Source organism: Lactococcus sp. LG606 (assembly GCF_017309645.1).
Classification (GTDB): Bacteria; Bacillota; Bacilli; order Lactobacillales; family Streptococcaceae; genus Lactococcus; species Lactococcus petauri.
This window is the reverse complement of the sequence record NZ_CP071301.1, coordinates 628761-639663: the sequence shown is the minus strand read 5'-3', so window position 1 is coordinate 639663 and position 10903 is coordinate 628761. Positions and strand designations below refer to the sequence as shown.

Sequence of the window (10903 nt, the reverse complement as noted above, 5' to 3'; positions counted from 1 at the left end):
GGGTACTTTCCTCTATTTCTTATTTAAATTCTATTCTGCACTGAGCATTGCTGCTTGTTCAGCACGTTCTTGTTTTTGGTTAAGAATTACAAACGGTGCATATAAAACAATGTCTAAGACAACCAAAACAAGGGTCAATATAACCGGACTAATATGGAAGGCTCCTAAAACCCAGGTACTGATAAAGATAGGTTCATTTCCTGAATTCAGGACGACCAGAGGAACAACCCAGCCAATAGATGTTACAATATAAGCGATCACAGCGTTAATCATTGGGACAAGCACCCAGGGGATAAACATTAACGGATTAAGAACGATAGGAAGGCCGAAGATAACCGGTTCATTTATCCCAAAACATCCAGGTATTAAAGCAAGTTTTGCCACTTCACGTTCTTTTTCGCCTTTCTTCGTAAAGATAAGCATCGCGATAATTAAACCAAAGGTCGCACCTGAACCACCAATCATGGCATATACGTTGGTCATTGTATTTGGCGCAATAGAAATGCCAGCAAAACTTTGTGTTTCAGCAAATTTTGCTACATTTTCTAAGAAAATAGGGAGCCAGAAAGCTGATACGACACCCCAAACGATATTGAAACCATGAAGGCCGAGGAACCATAAGATTTGTTGGAGTAGAATAACGATGAGAATGGCAGGTAATCCTGTACCTACTGTTAGCAAAGGCTTAATAAGTACTTCAGAAATCATTTGCAGTAATGACACATAGCCCAATGATTGTAGGGCAATCCGAATTGCGCCAAAGATTAACAGTACACCACTAATCGGAATTAATGAGAAGAAAGAATCAAATACATTTTGTGGCACATTGCCGGGCATTTTGATTGTAAATTTACTTCGTGTAAATCGTGCAAATAAAGCCACGGCAATTAAACCAACGATGAGGGCAGTAAACATCCCTTCATAGCTGAAAAATGAGGTTGAAAAACCTTCAACAATATCCGCTTTCGGATCCAAATAATTAACGTTATTGGGTACCATTACGAAATAGGCTGCAAAGGCTAGCAAAGTTGAAATGATTGGATTAAGTTGGCTGTTTTTTTCATTTCTTTTTAGCTCGAAAGCATAAGAATATGCTGAAGAAAAGACCACAATAAGTGCAACAATACCTAAGGTCGCATTTCCGATATAACCAAACAGATTACTGATATTCGTCAATAAAGCATTATGAATATCTTGGTTTTTAATAAGGGCATCAAGCTGCATTTTGATCAGATTAGAGAAGGAACCTACAACCGTGAACGGTATTGTCCTTACAAAGGCATTTTTAATGGCCTGTAAAATCGTATTCCGCTCCACCCAAGCAGATACTTTTAGTAATGGTTCTTGAAACTTCTGCACATCAATTTTCATAATACGCACTTCCTTTTTCTTTTTTTAGAAGCCACTTCCACCAAAAAGAAACCGCTTCCGTTTTTTATTATATACAATTTTTTAAAATTTGTAAAGATGAATATGAAATTAATGTAGACAAATTGTATAAAATGTTATATAATATATATACAAATCATAAAAAGCGAGGTATACAAATTGTACAAATACCGTGAAATTTACGCTGACATCAAACGAGACATCCTGACCAACCATTATCGAGCGGGAACGCTTCTCCCTACACAAGAATTCTTTGCTGAAAAGTATAATGTGTCACGTATTACTTTAAAAAAATCTCTCACTTTATTAGAAAACGAAGGCTTAATCTTTAGTAAACAAGGCTCCGGAACTTATATTCGTCCGAGAGTGGAAGAAACCACAGAGCTTCTACCTTTAGATTTACCGATTGGTGTAACTTATTCGCATCGTGATCAAGAGATTAAAAGTAAAATACTCTTTTTTGATGCGCGTTTACCTTCAATAGAAGAGCAAAAGCATCTTCTATTGAATAAAACAGATCCGGTTTACGAATTTAAACGTCTTCGTATTCTGAATGGCAAAGCTTATAGTTTTGAACATGTTGTCATGCCAAGTTATATCGCTCCCATCACCGAAGAAATCTTAGAAGGCTCTGTCTATGACTATCTGGGACAGGAAGCAAAACTACAGTTAGTAGATGCTAAACGTGTCATTTACGCCGATCAAGCCGATGAGGAAGTGAGCAAAAATTTGGAGATTGAACGTCATTCGCCCGTCCTCGTTATTGAGCAAACTGCTTACGACCAAAAAGGACATGCTTTTGAATTTTCTAAATCCTACTTTATCAGTAACCAAACCAAATTTGCACTTGATATTCATCTCAAAAAGAACTAAAGCGATTAAAAAGCCACAAATTTAAAAATGTTTGTGGCTTTTTAATTTGCATTTGCAAATATCCTCCTCATTAGGCTACCCTTATATTATTGAAAAATAAATAAGCACGTGCTATAATGTTCTTGTTATAATATAAGGAGAAACTCAGGTGTTAAAACTAACAAAAAATGAGCAGGATTATCTTAAGGCTATTTATACCTTGGAACGTGCGGGAGATGATTCAGCTGTCAGTATACAACTTATTGCAAAAAAATTATCTGTTGCTGCGCCTAGTGCAACTGAAATGATTAAAAGATTAGCAAAAAAACAACTTGTAGACTATGCACCATATCGTGGTGTAAATTTATCAGAGCAAGGCAATGTTCAGGCTCGCTTTATTATTAAAAGTCATCGTGTTTGGGAAAGTTTCTTAGTGGACAAACTTGGCTATTCTACAGAGGAAGTTCATGATGAAGCTGAAAATTTAGAACACGCCTCTTCGCCAAAGCTTGTGGAATATCTCTACGCTTTATTAGATTATCCTGCTGTTGATCCACATGGTTCAACCATTCCTTCAGAAGTGTTTTGGAAAAAAAATAAAGTAGAAATTCCGCTCAAGCAAGCTGAGGAAAACAAAAGTTACTATATCACGACTTTAAACGAGGAAGCACAAGCCTTCTTTGAAAAGTTAAACATTAACATCCCGCACTTTATTCAGATTATTGAGCGGCTTCAGGATGGATCAATTATTCTGAAAGAGGACAATGGCCAAGTTTCGGTTATTCCTCAATTTTTACAAGAAAAAATCTTACTAATGCAAAGAACTGGAACCGTTGCTTCTGCTTTAGAAAACGAAAACACCTAGTCATTTTCTCTTATATTAACAGTAATATTAAAAAACAATGTTGAATATAGTTCAACTTAGAGAAGGTAAAAATGAATGATTTTAAAAATCAACCACATAAGTTGATTTATCATACAAACGGAAAGTCTCTTCAAGAGATTAACGGCACAGTAAAAGTTCCAAAAGATGGTAAGTTTTTTAGGACACTTCTTGCATATTCAGGACCTGGAGCTTTAGTGGCTGTGGGTTACATGGATCCGGGAAACTGGTCAACCTCAATCACAGGTGGACAAAATTTTCAATATTTACTGATTTCTGTCATTTTGATGTCAAGCCTAATTGCTATGCTCCTTCAGTACATGTCAGCAAAACTTGGGATTGTTAGCCAGATGGACCTCGCCCAAGCTATCCGTGCACGTACCAGCAAAACTTTAGGAATCATCCTATGGATACTTACAGAGCTTGCGATTATGGCAACAGACATTGCAGAAGTTATTGGTGCAGCAATCGCACTGTATTTACTTTTCGATATTCCGCTTATTCTAGCGGTCTTCATTACGGTTTTTGATGTCTTTTTACTCTTGCTCCTCACAAAAGTAGGTTTTAGAAAGATTGAAGCTCTTGTTGTGTGTCTAATATTAGTGATTTTATTTATTTTCACCTATCAAGTTGCTTTGTCTAATCCCGATTGGAAAGGAATTGTGGAAGGTTTTATTCCAAATACACGGACCTTTGCTACTTCCCCTTCTATTGCAGGAATGACACCTTTAACAGGAGCTCTTGGTATCATTGGGGCAACTGTAATGCCACATAATCTCTATCTCCATTCTTCAATTTCACAAAGTCGTAAAATTGACCATAATGACGATAAAGACATCGCTCGAGCTGTTCGTTTTTCAACTTGGGATTCTAATATCCAATTGAGTTTAGCTTTTGTTGTTAATTCGCTATTGCTCATTATGGGTGTTGCTGTATTTAAAACAGGTGTCATTGACGACCCTTCATTTTTTGGCCTTTACGATGCCCTTTCGACACCAGATTTATTAAGCAATGGTGTACTTGCGGATGTTGCTAAGACAGGTGCTTTATCTACCTTATTTGCCGTAGCTTTACTGGCTTCTGGCCAAAATTCGACAATTACGGGGACTTTAACAGGACAAATCATAATGGAAGGATTTATCCATATGCGGATGCCAATGTGGGCGCGTCGTCTAATCACGCGCTTACTATCTGTCGTTCCTGTCTTGATTTGTGTTACGATGACACGCGGCTACAGTCTAAAAGCACAGCATGAAGCTATTAACAATCTCATGAATAATTCTCAAGTCTTTCTTGCATTTGCACTGCCCTTCTCCATTATTCCTCTTCTAATGCTTACAAATAGTAAAAATGAAATGGGTAAATTTAAAAACAATTGGATTGTTCAACTCTTTGGTTGGTTCTCTGTCATTGCGTTGACTTACCTTAATCTTATTGGTCTACCAGATCAAATTGAAAGTCTATTTCCTAAGAATCTTGCCTATCTTGCAGATGGAACCGCAATTCTACTTATTGTTTTAGTAATTGCTTTACTCATTTGGACTATATTTGAACTCTACCGAGGCAATAGAAAACTCTCACTGCTTAATCAAAAACTATCAGATTCATAAACATAAAAAAAGCTATCACCGATAGCTTTTTTTATTTAACCATTACTTGGTAAGAAAGGGATGATTGACTCAGCAAAAGCCTCCATATTACGGCTTTAAATCATGATTTTACCACGACCTTTAAATTTGTTGACAAGCCCTTCACCAGTTTTAAAACCAAAAGTTCCAGAAGCGACTTCGATTGAATAATCGAGCGTTTTGCTCCATGCAAGGACGTGATGATTGTCCACGATATATTCTTCTGTACCATCTAATTCAATTTCGACAATATCACCATAGCCATTAACTAACATACGGCCACTTCCTTGTGTTTCCATAACATAGAGACCACCAGTTCCCCCAAGAAGAGCTCCACTTAGTTTTTGTCGTTCCATCGTATAGTGAACATCGCCATCACTTGCAAGGAAGGCCCCTGTATTCAAACGCCATTGTTCTTGACCAATATTAAGTTCTTTCACAGCACCCGGAGTAGCTGGCGCCAAAGTGATTTGACCATTAGCACTGCTTGATTTGACCTTAGTGATAAAGAAACTTTCACCACTTGTTATTGAGCGCCCAAGAGCTTTCAAGGCGCCACCAATACCACCTCTCCCATTGCTATTCATCTTACCTTCAAGCGTAACTGAAGGGTTGTGGTAAACCATTGCTCCTGACTCAATCTGAATTTCTTCCTTATCTTGCAGGGTAACATGTACAAGTGGAAAAGCTGATGTTGAGCTCAATTGATATTCCATAAATTGGGGCCTACTTTCTCATTATAACATAAAATTAAAGAGAGTAAAAAACCTCTTGCTCAGGTCAAGAAACTTTTTACTCTCTTTATCTATAATCAATAGTTTGAATTGTTTTGCCTTGATCATCGGTAAGATTCACAACAAGTTGAGGATGATTTACTCCAGAAGCTTTCATTGATTCTAAAACTTTATCGGCAACTTTTTCTATCTGATCACCATTTGTTGCTAAGATGCTGTGAGATAAGAAGCCATTCATTTTAGAGGAACTTACTGTATATTTTACTGTCTGTCCATCTGTTGTGGCTTGGGCCGAATCAATAAAACCTTGCGAACGACTCACAATATTGCTGGCATTTTGATTCAGTGTTGAGACAATCGCTTCTGGACTGGCTGGAGCAATATTTCCTGAAGCATCAGTCAAACTTTCTGAATAGGGAATAACTTTCGACAGAAGATTATCCGTATTATTGGCAATTGCATAACGCCCAAGCAAAACAAGACCTCCCACAAAAAGCGCAAGCACGATAATAAGCCCCACAAGAAAACCAATTAATCTTCTCAAAATTCCTTTTTTATTTCTTTTTGGTCTTCTTGAAACCATAATCTCCTCTTATCTGTGAGCAACTTATAAACGGCCGTCTGTCACAAAGACATTTTAAATTTAATTATTTTTTTTTATTTTACAGTACTTTTCTTAAGCGAAAGTTATTATAAAAAAGCCTTAAGGCTTTTTATTGATTTTGTAGTTGTAAAACTTGCGCGTTATTGATTTCTTTAAAGAGTTTGTTGCTTGTTTCTTTTGATATAGTTTCCGATTTCACCTGATCCAGTACATACTGATATTCAAGTTGGAAAGCTTCAATAAGTAGTTCGTTAGGCACGATTGTTTCTTCTTGAATTTCATTTCGCATACGGTAATGTCTATTTTCGAAGACTCGCTTCACTTCTTCAATGTCGCTGAAATCAGTAACCTTCTTCTCAAATCGTTCTCTTTCAAGACGATTTAATTTTTCCATTGTGGCCTCATAAAGAACATCCTCTAAATGCCCAAGTTCATTTCTTACGGCTATGAATTCTTGCATCTCACTTTGATCAGCTCCACGTAATCGACTTCTTCTCGAAAACATTCTTCTAATTTTTTTACTCATGGCGCGCTTGCTGCTATTCTCCAAGTAAATTCTGAAGTAGTCAATAGCTTTCGCTGAAAAATTTTCTTGAATATCTGAACTATCCAAAAATGCTTCTTGCCAGGTCACAATGTTTTCTAAGAGTCGACTACTCTTATTATGATCAGGAATTTGCAAACCTTTTTGCGATTGCAATTGCTTTGTTAAGCTACTGCGAACCTTACTGTCCTCTATCACTTGCATCATATGTAAAATAGCATAGTCAACCATATCATTTCGAACACTATCAATGTCGTCTGAACTTGCAGCTTTCATTGGTGACAAGAGTTTAGGCAAGATAAAGGTAGGCACAATAAGGCTGAGCAAAATGACAATCGTTGCCATACTAATAATAATCTCTCTATTCTCAGTGCTCAAAATAGCAGTATTCAGAGGTAAAGAGAAGGCCATTGCCAATGTCATTGTTCCGTGTGCTCCTGATAGAGCAAAAATAGTGGAGTCTTTACTGCGCTCTTTCTTATCGTTTGAGAAGAAATGTTCGATAGAACGATTACCTCTTTGATTAGTCCAGAATTTTCGTATAAATAACATCAGCACGTAAACCAAAGCACTGATAAAGAAGAGTATAACAGCTTCTTCTAAGCCTAATGATTTAAAGATATCCCAAATACCAAAGAGACTTACTCCTAATAAAATAAAGACAAAATTGTTGAGAATCCCACTCAGTATTTCCCAGATGGTATTATTGGTGAGTTGAACATTAGTCGACGTAAGTTTAAGCATATCGCCTTCAAAATTATGAATTAATCCTGCAGCAACAACTGCAAGTACTCCAGAGGTGCCAAAATGCTCAGCAAGCAAATAAAGAGCAAAAGGCGTTAAAATAGAAATCGGAATAATCGTCGCTTCTGGATTTGTTGCCCGAAGATTAATCGCAATGCGAATACGAACTAAGAAAGTCCCGACAATTAATCCAATAAGTATTCCCCCAATGGAAACAAAAGCAAACTGGCCAAGTCCTCTCCAAATACTAAAATAACCACTTTCCAGCACCGAAAGCCCCAAACTTAAGAGGACCAAACCTGATGCATCATTGAAAAGAGATTCAAACTCGACAGCTTCATTTACGCCTTGTGGCATTTTTTTACCCGCAATAATAGATTTAACAGCAACAGAGTCTGTTGGCGTAACAATTGCAGCAAAACAAATTGCCAAGGGGAAAATCCAGCTGCCCATAATATTTGTGGTCAATGCTGCAACAAAGAGTACAGTTACAACAGCTAAAGTAATGGAGAGAAAGAATATTCCTCTGAAATTTTTTCTAACTTCTTTCAAAGATGTTTTACTGCCTTCATTAAACATTAAAGGTGCAATAATTAACATCATGAAAAACTCTGGCTCCAACTCAAAATGCCTAAACTCTGGTAAGAAACTCAGAAGAATTCCTACTCCGATCAAAATAAAGGTTTCAGATATTTTTGGGAAAAATTCTTTGATTACATTTGCCGCAATGACCCCAATCAACATTACAGCTATGAAACTAACGGCTGACATAAAACACCTTTTCTAATTTTTTCTATTTCTTTAGTATATCACATACTCCGTCATACAAACAATCCTCCTGTGTGAAAATTAAAAGCTAGGAATAATTATTCCTAGCTTTTCTTTATTTTTTCCTTGCAGAAACAATCAACATCATCGGGCGTCTCAGCTCATCATGCATTTCTTCAAATACAAGCATTTGTTCAGGTGGCTGAGGTTCAATCACATGTTGAAGTTCAAAGCCAAGTTGTAGCAATGTGTTGAGATATGTGGTTAAAGTTCGATGATATTTAGTTACTTCTTCTCCTAAGAAGGCCACCTTACGTTTTCCCTCGTAGAAATAATTGTCTACAGGAAAGTACTCTTTTTTTCCTTTTGCATCATAAATCCAATCTTGCAGGCCAGATGCAGTAAAAAGAGGATGTTCTACCGAAAACACAAACTGACCGCCCGTAGTTAAGCACATGTATATGTTGGAAAAAAGCATGGGCAAATCTTCAATGTAATGTAAGGCTAATGAGCTCAGAACCACATCAAAAGAATCCAGTTCAAGACATAAGTCCTCCATAGCGATACATTGATAAGTTATTTTCTCATCTGAGTTTTTACTTGTCGCTCTTTCCAGCATTTTACTCGAAATATCTATGCCTAAGACATAAGATGCTCCATTTTCAACAGCATATTTGCAGTGCCAACCATATCCACATCCAAGGTCCAAAACTTTTTTGTTGTGAAAATCAGGTAAAATATTTCGTAGCTCTGACCATTCTCCGGCAGCTTCTAACCCTGATTTTGAACGCTCCATTTGAGCATATTTTGAAAAAAATTCTTGATTATTATATTTGTTTTCTTTCATTTGTTATTCTCCCATGTAAATTTTATTTATACGTTTACATGGGTAGAAACAATTTTTTGAGCAATAATTCCTTCTGACATTATTTTTACTCCTTTGTTTTTTATTATAACATGGACCTTTTTAAAATTCTATGAGGCTTCATGCATTCGAATAGCCCGCAGTGAGGGAAGGATACTTAAAAGGATAATTATTCCCATAAATATAGCCATGCCAATATTCCCATAGAGTGCTGACAGCGAAACCAAAACACCTGAGAGTACGGAAGCGACTGGCTGAGTCACTGAAAAGGCGCCCGTATAAGTCCCAACATGATCACCTTCCATCAGGTCGGCTCTCAAAGCTTGAGAGAAAGGTACAAGAATCATTTCGCCCAAAGTAGCAACTACTGCTGCTGTAACTTCCCAGCTTAAATTATGACCTAAAAAGGCAATAATAAAACCTAAACCTTGGAGAAAAATTCCTAATGTAATCCCTGTGCTCCGCGACCAATTTTTAGTAAGTTGATTCATTTTACTCATAAAGAGTACGATAATCAAGGTATTGATCAATAGGAAAAGTGTCAACATCCGTTGACCATAAAGTTCCAACCCTAAAATTCGTGTTGTTGAGAAACTGTCACTTAGATGTACTGGCAAATAGTAATCAATTTGATTAAAAATCATCGCAATAAAAACCGAAGCAAATAAATAAGACATAAAGATGCTGTCTTTAGCCACAAAGAAATAAGCTTTTATAATATTTGGTGCTTTCTTTTGATGTTCTTGATGCGGGTCAAAAGACTCATCAATCCAAAACAAGACAACGACAAAACTCAAAATTTCTTCAATAGTGATCACCAGCAAAAGCCAGACCAAATAATCACGGAAAAACCAACCAGAAAGTCCCGAACCAATCATAATAGCAAAATTGATAATCCAGTATTGAATACTGTAGACTGTTCTCCGGTTTTCACTTGTTGTTAAATCAACAATCATCGCTTGGCTGGCTGTATTAAAAAAGCCAAAACCAAAATTCACGATTAAAAATCCGAAAAAAGTTGTCCAAGGGTTGAAGTAAAATCCCGAGTTAGAAAAAGTTGCCAGTGCTGCTCCAACTGCAGTTACTGCAGTTGAAAAAAGCATGACAGGCCGACGACCTTTTAAATCTGTCAAATGTCCCGCATAAAGGCCAACCAAAAAAACCATAATAGAGCTCACAATAAGCAAGAGTCCTGTGATACCAGCACCCATATATTTATTATAGTAAATTGTCATGGAGCCACCAACTGTACTAAAGCATAGTGCTCCTAAAAAATTCATCACTAACCTAATTTTAATGGTCGGATGAAGTCCCCAAAATTCTTTCATATTCTTCTCCTTGAATAAAATAGCAAACAAAAAAAGACTTTCCTTTAATGTTTGGAGCTTTGTCGCTCAAACTTCCATGGAAAGCCTTTATCCTTGACTTTATTTCTGTTTATGAAAACCAGAGTGCTATTTCTCGCTCTGCAGATTCCGGTGAGTCTGATCCATGGACAATATTTTTAATGGCTTTACCTTTTTCAGGTGATTGAGCAAAATCTCCACGAATAGTCCCTGGTTGAGCTTGACTAGGATTAGTTGTCCCCATCATTGTGCGCCAGCAAGAAATAGCTTCTACACCAGATATCACACCAACAACTACTGGTCCAGAAGTCATATAACTACGAATATTTGGATAAAAATCTTTATCAACTAATGCTTCGTAATGCTTGTCAATCAAGTCTCCATTTGGAGCAGAACGTCTCTCTAGTTTTTCTAGCTGAAAACCACGCTGCTCGATTCGTTTCAATATTTCACCTACAAGACCACGTTGAACGCCGTCAGGTTTAATAATAAAGAAAGTTTTTTCCATGATTGACTCCTCCTATATATCGTGTTTATATTTTACAT

The 10903-nt window shown here is 36.9% G+C and carries 10 protein-coding genes; 3 read left to right on the top strand and 7 right to left on the bottom strand.

Translation table 11 applies throughout. The features are described 5' to 3' along the window. Positions 1-30: 30 nt before the first annotated feature. Complete coding sequence (locus J0J35_RS03190) at positions 31-1371, bottom strand: PTS sugar transporter subunit IIC (protein ID WP_206917702.1); 1341 nt, start codon at positions 1369-1371, stop codon at positions 31-33. 177 nt (positions 1372-1548) lie between these two features. On the opposite strand from J0J35_RS03190, the gene J0J35_RS03185 reads away from it, so the two are divergent. The 3 genes from J0J35_RS03185 (at position 1549) to J0J35_RS03175 (ending at position 4734) form a co-directional block, all read left to right on the top strand. Next, complete coding sequence (locus tag J0J35_RS03185; RefSeq protein WP_019292309.1) at positions 1549-2262, top strand: GntR family transcriptional regulator; 714 nt, start codon at positions 1549-1551, stop codon at positions 2260-2262. A 148-nt stretch (positions 2263-2410) separates the two neighbouring features. Then, complete coding sequence (locus J0J35_RS03180; protein WP_019292310.1) at positions 2411-3106, top strand: metal-dependent transcriptional regulator; 696 nt, start codon at positions 2411-2413, stop codon at positions 3104-3106. A gap of 71 nt (positions 3107-3177) precedes the next feature. Beyond that, positions 3178-4734: an Nramp family divalent metal transporter gene (locus tag J0J35_RS03175; protein ID WP_165719609.1), complete on the top strand. Its 1557-nt coding sequence runs from the start codon at positions 3178-3180 to the stop codon at positions 4732-4734. A gap of 95 nt (positions 4735-4829) precedes the next feature. Here J0J35_RS03175 and J0J35_RS03170 read toward each other — a convergent pair whose 3' ends face one another. The 6 genes from J0J35_RS03170 to ndk form a co-directional block, all read right to left on the bottom strand. Continuing rightward, on the bottom strand, positions 4830-5468 hold the full coding sequence (locus J0J35_RS03170; protein WP_206917689.1) for a TIGR00266 family protein: 639 nt from the start codon (positions 5466-5468) through the stop codon (positions 4830-4832). An 85-nt stretch (positions 5469-5553) separates the two neighbouring features. Then, entirely contained in the window at positions 5554-6069 is a 516-nt protein-coding gene (locus J0J35_RS03165) for a hypothetical protein (protein WP_206917688.1), read from the bottom strand. Positions 6070-6199: 130 nt separating this feature from the next. Next, complete coding sequence (locus tag J0J35_RS03160) at positions 6200-8149, bottom strand: sodium:proton antiporter (protein WP_206917687.1); 1950 nt, start codon at positions 8147-8149, stop codon at positions 6200-6202. 112 nt (positions 8150-8261) lie between these two features. Further along, complete coding sequence (locus tag J0J35_RS03155) at positions 8262-8993, bottom strand: bifunctional 2-polyprenyl-6-hydroxyphenol methylase/3-demethylubiquinol 3-O-methyltransferase UbiG (RefSeq protein WP_206917686.1); 732 nt, start codon at positions 8991-8993, stop codon at positions 8262-8264. Positions 8994-9121: 128 nt separating this feature from the next. After that, positions 9122-10339, bottom strand: a complete 1218-nt coding sequence (locus J0J35_RS03150; RefSeq protein ID WP_019293348.1) for an MFS transporter — start codon at positions 10337-10339, stop codon at positions 9122-9124. A 109-nt stretch (positions 10340-10448) separates the two neighbouring features. Beyond that, complete coding sequence (gene ndk, locus J0J35_RS03145) at positions 10449-10865, bottom strand: nucleoside-diphosphate kinase (RefSeq protein WP_019293349.1); 417 nt, start codon at positions 10863-10865, stop codon at positions 10449-10451. Positions 10866-10903 lie beyond the last annotated feature (38 nt).

Coding starts and splice junctions, on each gene's coding strand:
- J0J35_RS03190 (WP_206917702.1), bottom strand. CDS start 1,371: ATGAAAATTGATGTGCAGAAGTTTCAAGAACCATTACTAAAAGTATCT.
- J0J35_RS03175 (WP_165719609.1), top strand. CDS start 3,178: ATGAATGATTTTAAAAATCAACCACATAAGTTGATTTATCATACAAAC.
- J0J35_RS03170 (WP_206917689.1), bottom strand. CDS start 5,468: ATGGAATATCAATTGAGCTCAACATCAGCTTTTCCACTTGTACATGTT.
- J0J35_RS03165 (WP_206917688.1), bottom strand. CDS start 6,069: ATGGTTTCAAGAAGACCAAAAAGAAATAAAAAAGGAATTTTGAGAAGA.
- J0J35_RS03160 (WP_206917687.1), bottom strand. CDS start 8,149: ATGTCAGCCGTTAGTTTCATAGCTGTAATGTTGATTGGGGTCATTGCG.
- J0J35_RS03155 (WP_206917686.1), bottom strand. CDS start 8,993: ATGAAAGAAAACAAATATAATAATCAAGAATTTTTTTCAAAATATGCT.
- J0J35_RS03150 (WP_019293348.1), bottom strand. CDS start 10,339: ATGAAAGAATTTTGGGGACTTCATCCGACCATTAAAATTAGGTTAGTG.
- ndk (WP_019293349.1), bottom strand. CDS start 10,865: ATGGAAAAAACTTTCTTTATTATTAAACCTGACGGCGTTCAACGTGGT.